Annotated in this window: 15 protein-coding genes; 4 read left to right on the top strand and 11 right to left on the bottom strand. The window is 61.0% G+C overall.

Features of this window, described 5'->3' with window-relative positions; all coding sequences use genetic code 11:
* The first annotated feature begins 172 nt into the window (after window positions 1-172).
* Window positions 173-1,816 carry a methyl-accepting chemotaxis protein gene (locus Q674_RS29500; protein ID WP_023008722.1) on the top strand — a complete coding sequence of 548 codons (1,644 nt, stop codon included), beginning with the start codon at window positions 173-175 and terminating at the stop codon, window positions 1,814-1,816.
* Here Q674_RS29500 and Q674_RS29495 read toward each other — a convergent pair.
* Together Q674_RS29495 and Q674_RS29490 are read right to left on the bottom strand one after the other, a co-directional pair.
* Window positions 1,806-2,696: a prenyltransferase gene (locus tag Q674_RS29495; RefSeq protein ID WP_023008721.1), complete on the bottom strand. Its 891-nt coding sequence runs from the start codon at window positions 2,694-2,696 to the stop codon at window positions 1,806-1,808. The two genes, Q674_RS29500 and Q674_RS29495, sit on opposite strands and share 11 nt — an antisense overlap.
* A gap of 28 nt (window positions 2,697-2,724) precedes the next feature.
* Entirely contained in the window at window positions 2,725-3,612 is an 888-nt protein-coding gene (locus Q674_RS29490) for an AEC family transporter (protein WP_011787210.1), read from the bottom strand.
* 186 nt (window positions 3,613-3,798) lie between these two features.
* Here Q674_RS29490 and Q674_RS29485 point away from each other — a divergent pair, with 186 nt between their 5' ends.
* Window positions 3,799-4,980 carry a MalY/PatB family protein gene (locus tag Q674_RS29485; protein ID WP_023008720.1) on the top strand — a complete coding sequence of 394 codons (1,182 nt, stop codon included), beginning with the start codon at window positions 3,799-3,801 and terminating at the stop codon, window positions 4,978-4,980.
* On the opposite strand, the gene Q674_RS29480 is transcribed toward Q674_RS29485, so the two are convergent.
* The 3 genes from Q674_RS29480 to Q674_RS29470 are packed head-to-tail and all read right to left on the bottom strand — an operon-like array spanning window position 4,968 to window position 7,976.
* Entirely contained in the window at window positions 4,968-5,525 is a 558-nt protein-coding gene (locus Q674_RS29480) for a hypothetical protein (protein WP_023008719.1), read from the bottom strand. The genes Q674_RS29485 and Q674_RS29480 overlap by 13 nt on opposite strands.
* A complete protein-coding gene (locus tag Q674_RS29475) occupies window positions 5,518-6,513 on the bottom strand; it encodes a DMT family transporter (RefSeq protein ID WP_031210073.1) in 996 nt (331 codons plus the stop codon). The genes Q674_RS29480 and Q674_RS29475 overlap by 8 nt, the downstream gene beginning before the upstream one ends.
* Window positions 6,514-6,530: 17 nt before the next feature.
* The gene (locus Q674_RS29470) at window positions 6,531-7,976 is read right to left on the bottom strand and encodes a succinylglutamate desuccinylase/aspartoacylase family protein (protein ID WP_031210072.1); all 1,446 of its coding nucleotides are present in this window, start codon (window positions 7,974-7,976) and stop codon (window positions 6,531-6,533) included.
* A 192-nt stretch (window positions 7,977-8,168) separates the two neighbouring features.
* On the opposite strand from Q674_RS29470, the gene Q674_RS40870 reads away from it, so the two are divergent.
* Window positions 8,169-8,327, top strand: coding sequence for a YqaE/Pmp3 family membrane protein (locus tag Q674_RS40870; protein WP_014423048.1), 159 nt, complete (start codon window positions 8,169-8,171; stop codon window positions 8,325-8,327).
* A 2-nt stretch (window positions 8,328-8,329) separates the two neighbouring features.
* Here the strand turns inward: Q674_RS40870 and Q674_RS29460 are convergent, their stop codons facing one another.
* A complete protein-coding gene (locus Q674_RS29460) occupies window positions 8,330-9,967 on the bottom strand; it encodes an MBL fold metallo-hydrolase (protein WP_023008716.1) in 1,638 nt (545 codons plus the stop codon).
* Between the two features lie 296 nt (window positions 9,968-10,263).
* Here Q674_RS29460 and Q674_RS29455 point away from each other — a divergent pair, with 296 nt between their 5' ends.
* Window positions 10,264-10,689: a thioesterase family protein gene (locus Q674_RS29455; protein WP_014423046.1), complete on the top strand. Its 426-nt coding sequence runs from the start codon at window positions 10,264-10,266 to the stop codon at window positions 10,687-10,689.
* Between the two features lie 3 nt (window positions 10,690-10,692).
* Here the strand turns inward: Q674_RS29455 and Q674_RS29450 are convergent, their stop codons facing one another.
* From Q674_RS29450 to Q674_RS29430, 5 genes are all read right to left on the bottom strand, one after another.
* Window positions 10,693-12,015: an MATE family efflux transporter gene (locus Q674_RS29450; RefSeq protein ID WP_023008715.1), complete on the bottom strand. Its 1,323-nt coding sequence runs from the start codon at window positions 12,013-12,015 to the stop codon at window positions 10,693-10,695.
* Window positions 12,016-12,259: 244 nt separating this feature from the next.
* Window positions 12,260-12,757, bottom strand: a complete 498-nt coding sequence (gene tpx / locus Q674_RS29445) for a thiol peroxidase (protein WP_011787201.1) — start codon at window positions 12,755-12,757, stop codon at window positions 12,260-12,262.
* A gap of 120 nt (window positions 12,758-12,877) precedes the next feature.
* Complete coding sequence (locus tag Q674_RS29440) at window positions 12,878-14,095, bottom strand: Bcr/CflA family multidrug efflux MFS transporter (RefSeq protein ID WP_023008714.1); 1,218 nt, start codon at window positions 14,093-14,095, stop codon at window positions 12,878-12,880.
* A gap of 116 nt (window positions 14,096-14,211) precedes the next feature.
* On the bottom strand, window positions 14,212-15,123 hold the full coding sequence (locus Q674_RS29435; RefSeq protein WP_031210070.1) for a LysR family transcriptional regulator: 912 nt from the start codon (window positions 15,121-15,123) through the stop codon (window positions 14,212-14,214).
* A gap of 80 nt (window positions 15,124-15,203) precedes the next feature.
* Window positions 15,204-16,355 carry an alpha/beta fold hydrolase gene (locus tag Q674_RS29430; protein ID WP_023008713.1) on the bottom strand — a complete coding sequence of 384 codons (1,152 nt, stop codon included), beginning with the start codon at window positions 16,353-16,355 and terminating at the stop codon, window positions 15,204-15,206.
* Window positions 16,356-16,384 lie beyond the last annotated feature (29 nt).

Raw genomic sequence — 16,384 nt, 5'->3', positions numbered from 1 at the left:
TGCAAGCGGTTAGCGTGGTTAAGGCCAGAGCGAGCGCGGTTTGTGGATCTGGTCGGGTTGCGGAAACCAGGGAACGGAGATTATTAATTTACAAAATCTTTCAATTCCTTTTGAGCCATTCCTAATACCTATCGTAAATCACTCCACGTTTTCTCTCACTCTGGAGTGTTTTATGACTGGCCAACTTACCGTTGCCAAACGCCTGGCCCTGGGATTCGGGCTGATCGTGTCTCTGATGATTGCGATCACGGTGATCGGCAACCAGCGGGTCGGGTTCATGGACAAGACCCTCACCTCGGTTAACGAAGGCGCGGCGTTGAAGCAGCGTTATGCCATCAATTTTCGGGGCAGCGTACATGATCGGGCGATTGCCATCCGCGATGCGGTGCTGGTAAACCGGGATTCCGAGTTGCAGCGGCATCTGCAGGACATCGACCGGCTGGCTGCCATGTATCGGGAGAACGCCAGTGATATGGCCCGGATGTTCCGGGAGCAGGGCGCCCAGGCACAGGAGCGGGAGCTGCTGGATGCGATCGAAAACATCGAGACAACCACCCTTGCCCTGACGGCCAGAGTGATTGAGCTTCGCAGCAATGGTCAGAATGAAGCGGCCCGGCAACTGCTGCTGCAGGAAGCCTCGCCGGCGTACAGCGAGTGGCTCGACCGGGTAAACGCCTTTATTGATTACCAGGAAGATGAAATTGCCGGCGATGTGAATGCGGTTCGTCAGGCGGCCAGTGGTTTCAATCTGCTGATCATTTCGGTGACAGCGGTCGCGGTGTTGCTGAGTATTGTGATTGCCACGGTGATCATCCGTGGTCTTAAGCGGATTCTGGGTGCTGAGCCGGAAATCGTGGCAGAGGCCATTCGCCAACTGGCCGACGGTAATCTGGATCAGCAACTGGACACGCGTTATCCCAACAGTGTGATGGGCGCGCTGGTGGATACCATCGCCCGGTTGACCGGCATCATCCAGGAAGTGCGCTCAGCGGCGGATGAGCTGTCCAACTCCTCTAAGGAACTTGAAGGGACATCCGACAACAACAGCCGCCAGATCCGGATGCAGGCGACGGAGGCTGAACAGATGGCCACCGCCGTGAACCAGATGGCGGCCACGGTCAATGAAGTGGCCGGCTTTGCGGCCAGTGCCGCCAGCGCTACCCAGAAAGCCGACACCGAAGTGGAAACCGGCAATCAGGTGGTACAGGAAACCGCTGCCGCCATTACCGGTCTGGCCGACAAGCTGGAGCAGGCGGCGGCTTCGGTGAACCGGGTGTCCGAAGACAGCGGTAACATCGAACAGATTATTGAAGTGATCAACGCCATCGCCGAACAGACAAATCTGCTGGCCCTGAACGCCGCGATCGAGGCGGCCCGTGCCGGTGAGCATGGTCGTGGCTTTGCTGTGGTGGCGGATGAAGTCCGTTCCCTGGCGTCCCGCACCCAGGAATCTACCCGTGAGATTCAGGACATGATTGGCCGGCTACAGACCGGAGCCGGCCAGGCAGCGGGCGAAATGGAAGAGAGTCGGAAGCTGGCGGGCGTTACCGTCGAAAAAACGACGGAAGCCGAGCGTTCTCTGGCGCGAATCCGGGAAGAAATGGCTTCAATCAATGATATGAATGCCCAGATCGCCAGCGCGGCGGAAGAACAGAGCTCGGTGGCCGAGGAAGTGAACCGGAACATCGCCCGGATTCACGATGCCACCATCGAAACCTCCGCAGGTTCAGATCAGGTGGCGGGTGCCAGCCGCGACCTGGCCGTGCTGGCGGGGCAGCTGCAGTCCCGGGTCAGCCGGTTCAGGCTCAAAGGCTGAGCCCGGTTACCAGCAGCGCCAGTGTGGACAGCAGTACCGCCACGTTGGCGCCCAGCACGTGGTTGAGCTGGTCTGGCATCGCCAGTACACGAGGCAGTCGAAGACTGATCCAGATTGCTGCCGGTAGCGGTGCCAGGGCGATAAGGCTGGTCATTGCCAGATAGCCACTGACCACACCGGCAACGATGACACCATAGCTGGCAAGCAACAGGCCAGCCACCAGATGGGCGGCTTTTTCGGGGCCAAGGGTAATCACCAGATGGCGCCGGCCAATCGCTCGATCGGCCTCTGCATCCGGTATCTGGTTGATCAGCAACAGCTCACTGACCATCAAGAGCGCCACCAGAGACACCAGCAGGGCGGTGGTATCGATGCTTGCCCCAAGCGCGATAACGGTGCCCAGCACCATGATGGGACCAAACCCCATGCCCGGTGCCAGCAGGCACAGCAGTGGGGAGCGGGTAATCCAGCGGGTATAGGTGAGCACCAGCACCACACCGGCCGCTCCGAGCACCAGCAGAGGCAGACCCCGCAGCCAGAGAAAATACAGACCGATGGTAACCACCACCGCGAGTGTGCCCAGACCTGCCCAGAGCACGCGCCGGGCTGCAGACGGCACCTCGGGCAGGGCGCCGCTGCCACCGGAGAACGGGGTGCGCTCGGTGATCATGTCGAGGCCGGAGCGAAAATCGTCGTATTCGTTCAGCAGATTCACCGCCGCATGGGCAAGTACGGCGCCAAGGAAAACCAGAAAGGTGTGTAAAAGTTCGGGCGCCTGGCCCTGTTGCCAGGCGACGGCCAGGCCCAGGCCGGCACACAATGGGGCGAGCAGTAAAAAGTTCGGGCGGGACGCGCGGACCACCGCAAGGGTTTCTGACATTGATCAAATCTCCGGATTGCGGAGAAGCTTACACGTAGCCCGCCGCAAATACCAAGCCCAGCACAATGGGCATCACCACCAGACTGCCCAGGTTGCTCAGCAGCACCAGGGAGGCCACAGCGTGGGGTTCCTGCTGATACTGTTCGGCCACCATGTAATTCAGTACGGCCGGTGGCAGGGCGGCAAAGACCCAAAGGCTGGCGACCTGCAGCCCCGGCAGATCCAGCAGTGCAATCATTGGCCAGGCCAGAATGAGTCCGGAGAGCGGGCAGGCGATGGCGCCGATCAGCCCCAGTTTCCAGTCACTGAAATCGACATCCAGCATGCGGACGCCCAGGGCAAACAGCATCAGTGGAATGCACACGCCGCCAAGCATGTTCAGGGTTTCCAGCAGCCAACCCGGCAGCGGGATACCACTGAGATTCACCGCCAGGCCGGCGATGCTGGCGAATACGATGGGCAACCGTAGCCGGCGGATAATGGAGGTGTGGGGGTCCAGCATGTACAGGCCTACCGAGAAGTGCAGCAGCATTTCCACGATGAACAGCACAATGGCCGCAGGCAGCGCCGCATCCCCGAATGCCAGCACCAGAATCGGAATCCCCATGTTGCCGGAGTTGTTGAACATCATCGGTGGCAGGAAGGTTTTCAGGTTCAGCTTCAGCAGCCTGGCCACCGGATACAGAATCACACCGGACCCCAGAACCACCACCGTGGCGGCCAGCGCCAGCCAACCGTATTCCTGCAAGGGCGCCTGCTGGTCTGCCAGTACCGCAAACACCAGCATGGGCACGAACAGTTCCATGTTGAGCACATTCAGGCCCTGAATATCCGGTGTCCGGTAACGCCCGTACAAGGCGCCGCAGCCGGCAATCAGGAATACCGGCAGCATGGTGGAAAGAATCTGGCCAATCATGGAAGGGCTCCGATTATTGTTTTTGGTCAACGCAGGTGACTAATCCGTTAGGTTCGCAAGCATCGGGTGGATTGGGCAAGCGAAATTCATGGCTCTTCGACCAAAGCCGGAGCCAAAGCGTCGGTTGCGACGGCGGCACCGGGCCACCACAATAGCGTTTTCACGGAGACAGCAAGCGGAGCCCCCATGAATGGCAGCGTTTTCGATCAGCCCATCGCCAGAGAGCACACCTGTTCGGTAAAGTTTGATGCCCGCAAGGCGGTATTCGGCCGTGACGATGTGATACCGGCGTGGGTCGCCGATATGGACTTCCCGGCCCCGGAAGCGGTCACCCATGCGCTGACCGAGCGGGCGCAGCATCCGGTATATGGCTATACCCTGTTCCCGGACAGCCTTTATGAGGCCATGATCCAGTGGTTTGAAAGCCGTCATGGCTGGAGCATCCAGCGAGACTGGATTGTCATGGCGCCCGGGGTGGTGCCGTCCCTCAACGCGGCCTGCCTGGCCTTTGCCCAACCCGGAGAGGGCGTGATTATCCAGCCGCCGGTGTACCCGCCGTTTTTCAGCTCGGTCAGGGATACCGGCCGGACCGTGATCGAAAACCCTTTGATGGCAGACGAAACCGGTGACTACCGCATGGATCTGGAGCATTTGGAGCAATGCGCCGCCCGGCCGGATGCCAAGGTATTGCTGCTGTGTTCACCCCATAATCCGGTGGGACGGGTCTGGCGCGAGGCGGAACTGGTTCAGGTGCTGGACATCGCGCGCCGTCATGGCCTGGTGGTGCTGTCGGACGAGATTCACTGCGATCTTACCTATCCAGACAAGCCTGCTCATCGGGTGTTGGCGACCCTGGCCGAAGGGGATGATGCGCTGATAACGGCGGTTGCGCCGAGCAAGACCTTCAATATGCCGGGGCTGGGCCTGTCGGCCCTGGTGATTCCGGATCCGGAGCGCCGCAAGGCCATGAAAACGGTGTTCGAACGGCTGCACCTGCCGCAGTGTAACCCGTTCAGCATCGCCGGGTTCGAGGCAGGCTATCGCCATGGTGGTCCCTGGCGGGATGATCTGATGGCCTATCTGAAGGGCAATCGTGATTTCGTGGTGCAGGAGGTTGACCGCCGACTCACGGGCATCCGAACCGCGGCGCCGGAAGGCACCTACCTGATCTGGCTCGATTGCCTGGGCCTGCAGCTGGACGACACCGCCCTGAAACGCTTCTTCGTGCAACGGGCGGGGGTTGGCCTCAATCCGGGGCTAAGTTTCGGCAGCCAGGGCAGCGGTTTCATGCGGCTGAACATCGGCTGCCCGAGAGCGGTACTGGCGCAGATTCTCGACCGTATTGAGGCGGCCCTTCAGGGCAGCTGATTTTCCAGGGAGCAGTGATCTTCAACCAGCTGCCAGTGCGGCGGCGTATTCATCCCGGGCATATCGCCGCTGGTCGGGCGGATCGCCTTCCAGATCTTGCCGCCATGGCTGGCTTCGCTGCCTACGGTGTAGCTCTCCGAGAACAGCCACTGGTCGGGCTGCTCGCACAGTTCGTTGTCACTGGATGATTCCGAGGCTGGTGAATCCGGGCTGCCAGTGACCGTGCCTGTCTGCGCAGTTCGCCCGGTTTCTACATCGGACTTGTCGATCGGGGCCGGGGGCGCTGCCTCGCCGGAGCATTCGGGTGCAGAATCGAGCTGTTTCCAGTCGAAGGTAATACCCGGCTCCAGGCCCTGGTGTAGCTCCCGGGACTGGTACCACTCGCCGTCATGGTGCACTACCGCTCCGGCCGGGTAGTAGCGGGCTGGCGCCCATTTGGACTCATCCGGGTCGCAGGGGGCTGCCGCGACGTTCAGGGAAAGAGCGGCCAGCATCAGGGTAATGATGGCCGGCCAGGAATATGCAGAGGCGGTTTGCCTAGTCATTCAGCTCTCCTTTATCCAGTGCAGTGACAGGCGGGCGGGACAGACGCCGGCCGGTTCGGGTCGCCAGTATCAGGCCTCCGAGTATCAGCAGTCCACCCGCCAGATGAAACAGGCTGAGGCTTTCCCCGAGGAAAACCACCGCAAGCACAGAGGCATAAACCGGCGTAAGGTACATGAAAATGGCAGCCCGGGCAGGGCCAATGCTGTGTACGCCATGATTCCAGAAGGCGTAGGCGAGAATGCCCGGAAAAATCGCAAAATAGATCAGAGGAAGGGCGGTACTTTGTGACAGGGCAAAGCCGCCGCTGAAGAACAGAAAGTCCAGCAGGTAGACCGGCGCGAGAATCAGGGTGCCCAGCAGGATCTGCGTGGTGAGGAAGGTCAGTGCCGGCAGTGGCACCGCCTGCCGGCGCAACAGCACCGAGAACAGGCCCCAGCTGAACACCGCAGCCACCATCACCAGATCGCCGGGCTGGGCCTGCAGGCCGGTCAGCACCGACACATCGCCGCGGGCAATCACGCACAGAATGCCGGCCAGGGCCATGGCAATGCCCAGTATCTGAATCGGACGGGTCCGGTCACCCAACAACAGCCAGGCCAGCAGTGCGACAAAAATCGGGATAGTGGCGTTGATCAGCGCGATGTTGGTGGCTGTCGTGGTCATGGCCGCGACATAGAGCAGGGAATTGAAAGCGGCAACGCTGAAGGTGGCCAGTGCAATCATGGACCCGAGGCGCTGACGAATCACCTGCCGGTGGCGCCAGATACCGGGTAAGCCGAACGGCAGGATAATGGCCAGGGCCAGTACCCAGCGCCAGAACGACATGGACAATGGCGGAATGTGCTCGACCGTGCCGCGGGCCACCACGGCGTTGCCGGCCCAGAACAGCGGTGTCAGCACCAGACCGATGTAGGCCAGGGTTTGCCCGGAGTTTTGCGTTGTGGCGTTCAGGTCAGACACTCCGTCTCCTGCTGGTTCCGTGCCCATGGAAAACGCCTAGCATACTATTCTCCGGGTACTTGTGCCTCCGTACCTATGTGGTAGGCGGCAAACCCTGCCATCACCACCTGATCCACCGCCATGCCGATGACCCGGCCGTCCGAGGAGGCGCGAATCGGATGCTGTTCGTTGGTGATTGGATCGGCGACATAACCCAGTACCTCGCCCTCGGATACCGTCGCTCCAAGCTTGATTTCGCTGAACAGGATGCCGCCATGCTGGGCCCGGATCCAGGTAGAGTCGTAATACACCGGCTCCGGATCGCCCCAGACAAACATGCGGGAAATCATGCCGTGTTTTTCCATCAGACTGTTGAGGCTGTTCACGCCTGCCTCAATCTGGTGTTCCTGGATGCGCAGGGATTCCCCGGCCTCCAGTGTCACGGTGCGGATTCCTGCTTCGGTAGCCGCGGTACGCAACATGCCGGGTGAACCGGAACTGTGAACCACGGCCATCCGGTCAAAGCCCCGGGTGAATTCGGCGACATCCGGATTGTTCATGTCGGCCCGCAGTTGCGGCAGGTTGGTGCGCTTGAGTGACCCGGTGTGAATATCCACCAGCATGTCGCAGTGCCGGATAACGTTGTTAAACAGGGAATGGGCAACGCGGTCGGCCAGTGTGCCGTCCGGGGTGCCGGGGAAATGCCGGTTCAGGTCGCGACGATCCGGCAGATAGCGGCTGCCCTGCTGAAAGCCGGTGAGGTTCACGATGGGCACGCCGATAACCCGGCCACTGAGTTTTTCCGGGTTCAGGTCGTACATGCTGCGACGGACAATCTCGATGCCGTTGAGCTCGTCACCATGAACCGCGCCGGTCAGGCACAGGGTCGGGCCCTGGTTAACGCCATTGACCACCAGTACCGGGGTAATCTGGGACAACCCGGCAATCTGAATGCCTGGCGACCAGGCCAGTCGTGTCGCAGTGCCGGGTAGAATTTCCTTGCCCAGCAGTGTGAAACTCTCTGCGGGCACGGGTGCTGCTGGTTCCGGCTCTTTTTCGGCAATATCGTCCGGGGACGCCGGGGTGTTGCTCCCGGCCGCGTCGGCTGTCCCGGATTGTATTTCGGCCTGAGGTTCCGGCTGCACGGCAGAATCCCCGGAATCGCTTGCCTCGGGCTCCGGCTCCGGCAGCGGGGCCACTTCTTTCAGGTCGATATTGGGTGCGATTTCACGGGGCTTGTTGGCTGCCTCCGGTGCCTCCACCGGGGGTGCCTGCGGGCTGCTCTGTTCGCTGGTTGTCTCAGCCTGGGCGCGTGCCTGCGCAGAGCCCCGGCGGGGTTCCGAGTGCTCAACATCCTCAACGTTTTCATCTTCCGCCAGATCGGCCACCAACAGGGCGGTGGCGTCTGCCTTGGAACTGACTGCCTCGGCCAGCACGGCGGGCGTCGCCAAAACCAGGAGTGATGATGTGAGTGCGCTAGTGATGGAATATCTGAGCCTTGCTCTCAGCATAAGTCCTCAATTACCTGACGATGTGGCCCCAAGGATAGGGATGAGCCTCAATCATGAATACGGCTGTGACAGAGGTTTAATGCCACTTTCATGAAACCGGGCCGAATTTACCCGGTTCAATATGGTGAAATGTCATACCACTGCTATCTTGCAGTGATATGACTGTTTTACGCCCGTCAAGGAGAGAACTGAATGGATCTTTTGCGAATTCTGGTAGCAATTCTGTTACCGCCGTTAGGCGTCTTTTTACAGGTTGGTATCGGCAAGCATTTCTGGATCAACATCCTGCTGACCATCCTGGGTTACATTCCGGGCATCGTGCACGCGGTATGGGTGATCGCCAAGAAGTAGGCTCAGTCTGGCGCGACCACGTGCCAGAGCCCGTCGTCGGCGAACGCCCTGTGTTCGGCTTCCAGCTTCAGCAGGTGCGCCAGCGCTGAGCGGGCGGCCAGGCCGTGAATGGCGGCCGGGACATCGTCATAGGCCCTGGCGGTCAGGTCTTTCAGACTGACCGGTGCCAGCGCCTCCAGCGCCCGCCACACTTTGTGTTCCCGGGACAGCCGGTGGGTGATCAGGTAATCCATCACCGCCGCAGGCTGGCCCATCAGAAAACCATGGGCCGGTGCAATGAAGCGCACAGGCTCGGCCAGCAGATCGTACATGGAATCAATGTAGGCCTTCATATCACCGTCCGGTGGGTTAATCACCACCGTTGATCCCTGCATGATGTGATCCCCGGAAAACAGTAATTCCTGATCCAGCAACAGATAACACAGGTGGTTCGAAGCATGGCCCGGGGTATGCAAAACCTTCAGGATGCCCGCTTCGGTCACAATCAGGTCTTCATGCCCGGGTTGATCATCCGGTGTGAAGCCTTGATCCTGCCCCGCGCCCTCGGGTGCTGGCCAGCCAAATACCCGGCAACCGGTACGTGCCTTGAGTTGGGCCACGGCCGGGGAGTGGTCCATATGGGTGTGGGTAACCACCACCTGATCCACCACACCACCGGTAAGCTCCAGAATTCGCTCGATATGCGCCTCGTTCGCCGGGCCGGGGTCCAGCACCGTAAAACGTTCATGGCCAAGGATATAGGTGTTGGTGCCCGGGCCGGTCATCATCCCGGGGTTCGGCGCGGTCAGCCGGATAACCCCGGCGGCCACCTCCACCGGTTCCCCGGGAACAATCTCCGCACGGGTTGACCCTTCACCTTCCGGATCCAGCTTGACTGCCTCGTCATAGGCCGGAGCGTTGGGTTCCAGCATCACCGGCTTGCCCTTGCGCACTGCCGGCCAGGGCTGATCCGGAAACGCCTCCGGGGGGTTGGCGTGGGCATAACGCATCAGCTCGCCGGTCGTGCCGAACTCACTCAGTACCCGCAAGGTCCGGATCGTCGGTAACCCCAGCAACCGGGCACCGGCCCGATGTTCTTCAAGCGCCTGAGCCGGCGTAATCCAGACGTGATCAATGGTTTCGGTACCATCATGGCTCGCCACCTGGCCTTCCGGCGCCACCGCTACAAAAAAACGGGTATCAAAACGGCGCGGCGGCCCCGGTGGCGTCACCCAGTGGCTCAGATACGCCAACCGGTCCAGCGGCACCGTCAAACCATGCTTCGCACACAACTGCGCCAGCGAAATCTCCTCCTGAAACAACGCCATTCGCTCACTGTGAACCCCGTGATCGGCGCCAATCAACTGACCGGACGCATCCTGAGCCAGCAGAATCCCCGCCTCTTCAAAACACTCCCGAACCGCCGCCAGCATGTAATCCGCCCCGCCTTCATCCAGACTCATGGTCTGACTGATGTCGGCATCCTCCACACCCACCACATGAGCCCGCCCCTCAGGCTCCTGCGCATTCACCGCACCCCCCGGGAACACGTAATAACCCGGCAGAAACACCGCATCCCAGGTGCGTTGCAGAAGCAGGACTTCAATACCGTTATCGGTATCACGGGTCAGAATCAGGGTGGCGGCGGGACGGATGTTCATAGGCTTCTCAGCGTCTTGTTAGTGTTTTTGGTGCGCGCAGAACGTCAGCGTGGGGATTGGGGATGAGCTTTCCAAAAATTTGCGGAGCCAGGGATGGCGGAGCAGAAGCGCCACATGGATGTGCCGAAGGAGCGGTTTTTGGAAAGCTCATCCCCAAGCGCCACAAACGCCAGCTTAAATGCGCATAGTTGTTAGCAAGATACCCGAACAACCCACAGGATGAGAAGCGACAAAGGTCGGAGTATGATGCACCCCCATTACTCAATCGCACCAAGCGCACCCCAGGGGACCCCCAAGTGGCCAGAATCAAACTCGACTTTCCCGACACCGCCTTCACCTTCGAAACCCGCCTGCCGGTGCGCATCACCGACATCAACGGCGCCAACCACCTGGGCAACGACGCGCTGATCTCCATGCTGTCTGAAGCGCGCGCCCAATTCCTGGTGGAGCACGGCATTGAAGAGGCGGGCCACGATGGTGTGGGCATCATCGTCACGGATCTCGCTACCATGTACCAGGGTGAGTCCTTCTACCCGGACCTGCTGCGCTTTGAAGTGGGGCTGATGGATTTCAACAAATACGGCGGTGATTTCGTGTTCCGGGTCACCAAGGCCGACAGCGGGCAACCAGTGGCGCTGGCCAAGTACGGTTTCGTGTTCTTTAACTACCAGAGCCGGGAAGTAACCCCCATGCCCGAGAGCTTCCGCGCCCGGTTTGCCTGAGTATTACCCCTGCTGGCGCAACCGGCTCATACCCTGGCGATACAGGCTATAGGCCATGGTGCCGGCCAGCAGGTTGCCCACCAGAGCGCCGGACATCAGCCCGGTCAGCCCGGCCAGTTGCCCGCCAATCCAGAGCAGGGGCAGATAGCAGGCGAATAGCCGCAGGGTGGAAATCAACAGTGCGCGCATGGGCATGCCCAGCGCGTTGTTGACTGACACCATCAGAATACACACGCCAAGCCCGCTGTAGCTCAGTGGCACTCGCAGCAGATAGCTCACCAGAATGTCCTGTACTCCGGCATCGCGGCTGAACAGGCCAGAGACGAAGCCGGAGGCGGCCAGCCAGATCAGCCCGATGGCCAGCTGCCAGATCACGATAAAGCGCACCGCAATGCGAACCAGCTTGCGGATCTTCTCGATTTCCCCGGCCCCCAGCATGCGGCCGATCATCGGCGGCATGGACATGGTCAGGGCCAGCACTACCACAATGGAGAAGAACTCCAGGCGGGTGCCCAGGCCCCAGGCGGCCACCGCAGCAGAGCCGAACCCTGCCACCAGTGCCGTGGCCAGCATGGCTGAGATAGGTGGCATCAGCTGGCTGACCATGGCCGGCGCCATGATGCCGCCGAGCTGGCGTACAGCCTGAGCCAGTTGCAGCTGGAGCAGGTCGAATCTTAGCCACTGGCGTTTGAGCAGGGTCGGGTAGACGATCAGCGCGCCAATGCCGAAGGCCGTGATGGTGGCCCAGGCGGCGCCGGGCAGACCCCAGCCGAACACGAAGATGTACAGCGGGTCCAGGGCGATGTTGAGCAGGCTGGTGATGATCATCATGTAGCCCGGCAGGCGGGTGTCGCCATTGGCGCGGCACACAGCGTAACTGAAGTAGACCATGGCGCCGGTCCAGGCGGAGAGCAGCCAGGGTGCCCAGTATTCCCTGATGACTGGCCGCAGGGCCTGTTCGGCGCCGAGCAGGTCCAGAATCAGGTTTTGCAGGAGCCAGACCGACAGGCACAGGAGGAAAGCCAGGCCGGCCCCAATGGCGACCACCAGGCCGCCCAGGCGTTGGGCGCGCATGTCGTCGCCCTGGCCCAGTGTGCGGGAGATGATGGCGGTGGTGGCGATGCCCAGTCCTACGTACATGCCACTGACCAGTTGTTGCATGGGCACGGTAAAGCCCAGCGCTGCCAGCGGGTCGCGGCCGAGTTGGCCGACGAAGGCGCTGTCGGTGAGCTGGAAGGTCATCAGCGAGAGCACGCCGAAGAGCATGGGCCAGGTCATGTGGTAGAGCTGGCGGCCCAGGGAGGCGTTTTGCAGGTGGTTTTGCACGTTAGCTTGAGGGCCTTGGTATTGAGTGTGGCGGGGATTCTAGCAGTTCGTATATTGAGTGCATGCATCCGGGTGGGGATGTCCTTCCAAAAACCGCTCCTGCGGCACATCCGTGTGGCGCTTCTGCTCCGCCATCCCTGGCTCCGCAAATTTTTGGAAGGACATCCCCACCCGGCTGCCTCAACCCCGGAGGTTTACCAGTGCCGAAGGAGTAAGTTTGGCACTGGCTTGAGAGGGGGTTGGCTCAGAGCACACTCAAAGCCGCATCGTAATCCGGCTCGTTCTTGATCTCGTTGACCAGTTCGCTGTGGATTACCTTGTTGTTCTCGTCCAGTACCACCACCGCGCGGGCGCAGAGGCCGGCGAGGGGGCCGTTCTGGATGGCGACGCCATAGTCCTGCTGGAAGCTGTAGTTGCGGAAGGTGGACAGGGTTTCCACGTTTTTCAGGCCTTCGGCGCCACAGAAACGGGAAGCGGCGAAGGGCAGGTCCGCGGAGATAACCAGTACTACGGTGTTGTCGAGGCTGCCGGCCTTTTCGTTGAACTTGCGGGTGCTGGCGGCGCATACACCGGTGTCGATGCTGGGGATGATGTTGAGGATTTTGCGTTTACCGGCCCAGTTGTCGAGCTTGACTTCTTCCAGTCCGCTGCTGGTCAGGGTGAAGGGCGGTACGTTGTCGCCCGGCTGGGGAAATTTCCCGCTCAGTTCAATGGGGTTGCCGTCGAGGGTGACATTACTCATATGCTGCTCCTGAGTTTGTTGAGAGTTCCTTGGTTTTACGTTCTGCAACTTACTCTGTGTAGCTTACTTTGGATGACTTTTCATCCCCGACTTTAGCTGGATCATGCTCGTGCGAGCCTTTCAGGCGCTGGCTTTTCCGGTTTCAAAGGCTTTCGCCGGGTAGCGTTGTACCAGCAGCAGGTAGCCGATCATGGCCAGGCCGGCGCAGGTGGCGATGACGGTGGCCATCACCAGAGGGGTGCCATTGTGCAGGGCTCCGACGATGGCGCCGGCGATGGCGGCGGCGCTCATCTGGATAAAGCCAAAAAGCGCGGAGGCGGAGCCGGCCATGGTGGGGAAGTTGGCCAGGGCGCCGGCCATGCACTGGGGCAGTACCAGGCCGGTACCGGCCATGAAGATGGCCTGGGGAATCATCACCGCCCACGGGCTGTAAACCTGTTGGTAGGCCAGGAGCGCCATGATGGCGCCGCCGGCCAGAGCGGTGATCAGACCGTAGAACAGGATCTGATCCGGCCCCAGGTAACGCGCCAGTCGGATGGAGCCCAGATTACCAGCGATGTAGCCCACGACGATGGCGGCGAAGTAGAAGCCGAAGTGCTCGGGCTGAACCCCCAGTACGTCAATCAGCACGAAGGAGGCGCCAGACAGGAAGGCAAACAGCCCGCCGTAGATGGCGGCGTTGGTCAGGGTGTAGCCAATGAAGCTGGCGTCGGTGCTGATGCGCCGGTAGTTGGCGAACAGGTGGCACAGGCGCAGGGGCTGGCGATACTCCGGTTTCAGTGGCTCAGGGATGCCAAAAGCGGTGACCGCCGCCATGACGAGGGCGTAGCCGCCCATGGCGATGAAGATCCAGTGCCAACTGAGACCGCCGACCATCAGGCCGCCCAGGGTAGGGGCCACCGCCGGTGCCAGGGCCATGATACTGGCCAGCAGGGCGAGGATTTTGGCGGCTTCCCGGGGGGTATAGATGTCGCGGATGATGGCGCGACCCAACACAGGGCCAGCGGAGCCGCCCAGGGCTTGCAGGAACCGGAACAGCTGCAGGGTTTCGATGTTGTTGGCCAGGGCGCAGCCGATGCTCGCAACAGTAAAGAGCAGGAAGCCACCGATCATGATGGGTTTGCGGCCAAAGCGGTCGGCCAGCGGCCCGCAGATGAGTTGTGCGATGGCGAAGCCGGCCAGGTAGACGCTCAGAGTCAGCTGGACCTGATTGGTGCCGGCATCGAAGTCGGCGCCGATCTGGGGCAATGCTGGCAGGTACATGTCCACGGCCAGTGGCCCGAGGGCGACGGCGGCGGCCAGCAGTATGGTTGTCCAGATGCTTGTGAGTGCTAACACTATTTGTCCTGACTTTAGAGTTGCGCTAGGTCGACGATTGACGTGAAGTCTAGGGTTTATGGTGCGTTTGGATAACGGCTTGTAGCCTCATGCAATACATGAACAAAATTGATTGATTAATCGTTCAGCCCGTTCATGGTCGCTGCAACCGAATTCACCTGGTTGCGCACCCAGCGGTGGGCCGGGTCATTCTGGTGCCTTCGGTGCCATAGCATCAGCAGGGTAAAGGGCTTGTAGTCGAAGGGAAGTGGAACCCAGGCGAAGTCCCGCATGAGTTGTGCGCTCATGCGTTCCGGGGCGGTGGCCAGCATGTCGGTGCCGCGGAGGAATTCGGGCAGGCCGGAGAAGTTGGAGACGGTGACCACGTTGCGGCGGTCCAGGCCCTTGGCGTGCAGGGTGTTTTCAAAGCCGGGCCGTTCGCCGGTGGCGAACATCAGGGCGATGTGATCGGCTTTCAGGTATTCGGCCAGATCTGTGGGCGCGTTGCGTTGGTTTGGGTCGTAGAACACCACCATGCGGTCCGCCATCAGGCCCCGTTGCATGATGTCGGTGGTTTCTGGTGCGTGCGGGCTGATGATCAGGTCGCAGGCTTCTTTGCGCAGCATGTCGGCGTTGGGGATGCCGGAGGGAATCACCTGTAGCCGGATGCCCGGGGCCTGCTGCCGCAGGATTCGGAGCAGCCCGGGCAGAAGCAGATCCCGCTGGTAGTCGTTGGCGGCAATGGTGAAGGTGAATTCCGCCGACGCCGGTTCGAAGGGCGGCCCGGAGGGCAGGGTGCGCAGATCGTCCAGCAGCTGGCGGATGTGGGGGCCGGTGCGCAGGGCGTAGTCGGTGGGTACAATGCCGCGCCCTGATTTCACAAACAGGGGGTCGCCGAAGGCCTGTCTCAGGCGCTCGAGGGTGTGGCTCACGGCCGATTGGGTAACGCCCAGACGAACCGCCGCCCGGGACACGCTGCCCTCATCCAGAACCGCCACAAACGTTGCCAGGGATCGCAGATCCAGGCTCAACATATCAACAGGTTTCATGGGTGGCAGTTTAAAGCAGGGAAGACGGAAAGTCAGCGGTGGAAAGCGCTCCCTGCCACCTGCCGCTTGTGAAAGTAGTATCAGTCAGACCTTGCAGCCAACCAGTCGGCCAGCTCAAGCCAGGACGCCCGGGGCGCTTTGCTTCCGGCCAGTATCCCCATGTGCCCGCCGGGGGCCACCCGGAAGGTCTTATCCGTGGAGCTGACGTGGTCCATCACTCGCTTGGCGGAACCGGGTGTAGCCAGGGTGTCCTCCTGGCCGGCGATGGCCAGTAAGTTGGCGTTTACATTCTCCAGTCGCGCGAAGTCGTCGCCAATCTGGATCTGGCCTTTGGCCAACTGGTTATCAATCCAGACCCGGACCACGGTGTCCTGAATGACGCCACCGGGGTAGGCCACCATCCGGTCCAGAAAGGCCGAGGTGGTGGCATGGTTGGTGACGAATTCGCGGTCGCCCAGGCGCACGATCAACTCCCAGTAGCCCATCACACTGCCAACCGGGTTGGTCAACTTGAAGCCGATGGTGTTGGCCCAGCCCGGGGTGTGGAACCAGTGCGGTTTCATGTCGTGGAGCCGGAAGCCGGTGCGCTTGCGCACCAGTTCGGCGACATCGGCAATCCGTTGATACATCCAGCCAATCAGACCGGAAGCATGACTGTCGATGGGCAGGCCCAGGACGATGGCGTTGCGGATGTGCTGGTCCTTGCTGAGGGCAGAGTAGAACAGCGTGAACATGCCGCCCATGCTCCAGCCATGCAGTGACAGTTCCTGTTCCCCACTGTGTTCCCGGACCCGATTCAGATACTCCGGCAGGAATTCGGCAACATAGGTATGCATGTTGTAGTGAGTATGTTCCCGGCCCGGCATACCCCAGTCGATCAGATAGACCTCAAATCCTCTGGCTCGAAGGAAACGCACCAGACTTCGCTGGGGAAACAGATCATAGATCAGCATATTCACGGCCAGAGGAGGAATGATGACGATCGGCGTGCGGTGGGTCTTGCGTTCTACCGGGATCACCATGCCATCCAGTTCGATGAAATCCTCCTCCAGAGGCGGATAGTATCGCAGGCTCACCAGCCCATTGCTGTGCAGGGTTTCGAACGGGGTCTGGCCTGCCTGTACCAGGCTGGCCGCCCGGAAAATCCGGTCGAAGGCATTGCCAGCGTAGAGTGCGCTCTGGCGGGCGAGGCCGGAGGAGGTCTTGATAGCGGATTTCAGGGGGTTGCGCATAGGGTGTCCGGTGTAGCTGCGGTGCGTGT

Source organism: Marinobacter sp. EVN1 (assembly GCF_000475375.1).
Taxonomy (GTDB): Bacteria; Pseudomonadota; Gammaproteobacteria; order Pseudomonadales; family Oleiphilaceae; genus Marinobacter; species Marinobacter nauticus.
The sequence above is the reverse complement of the archived record's forward strand: the minus strand, read 5'-3'. Positions and strand labels throughout refer to the sequence as shown.

Coding starts and splice junctions, on each gene's coding strand:
- Q674_RS29500 (WP_023008722.1), top strand. CDS start 173: ATGACTGGCCAACTTACCGTTGCCAAACGCCTGGCCCTGGGATTCGGG.
- Q674_RS29495 (WP_023008721.1), bottom strand. CDS start 2,696: ATGTCAGAAACCCTTGCGGTGGTCCGCGCGTCCCGCCCGAACTTTTTA.
- Q674_RS29490 (WP_011787210.1), bottom strand. CDS start 3,612: ATGATTGGCCAGATTCTTTCCACCATGCTGCCGGTATTCCTGATTGCC.
- Q674_RS29485 (WP_023008720.1), top strand. CDS start 3,799: ATGAATGGCAGCGTTTTCGATCAGCCCATCGCCAGAGAGCACACCTGT.
- Q674_RS29480 (WP_023008719.1), bottom strand. CDS start 5,525: ATGACTAGGCAAACCGCCTCTGCATATTCCTGGCCGGCCATCATTACC.
- Q674_RS29475 (WP_031210073.1), bottom strand. CDS start 6,513: ATGGGCACGGAACCAGCAGGAGACGGAGTGTCTGACCTGAACGCCACA.
- Q674_RS29470 (WP_031210072.1), bottom strand. CDS start 7,976: ATGCTGAGAGCAAGGCTCAGATATTCCATCACTAGCGCACTCACATCA.
- Q674_RS40870 (WP_014423048.1), top strand. CDS start 8,169: ATGGATCTTTTGCGAATTCTGGTAGCAATTCTGTTACCGCCGTTAGGC.
- Q674_RS29460 (WP_023008716.1), bottom strand. CDS start 9,967: ATGAACATCCGTCCCGCCGCCACCCTGATTCTGACCCGTGATACCGAT.
- tpx (WP_011787201.1), bottom strand. CDS start 12,757: ATGAGTAATGTCACCCTCGACGGCAACCCCATTGAACTGAGCGGGAAA.
- Q674_RS29435 (WP_031210070.1), bottom strand. CDS start 15,123: ATGAAACCTGTTGATATGTTGAGCCTGGATCTGCGATCCCTGGCAACG.
- Q674_RS29430 (WP_023008713.1), bottom strand. CDS start 16,355: ATGCGCAACCCCCTGAAATCCGCTATCAAGACCTCCTCCGGCCTCGCC.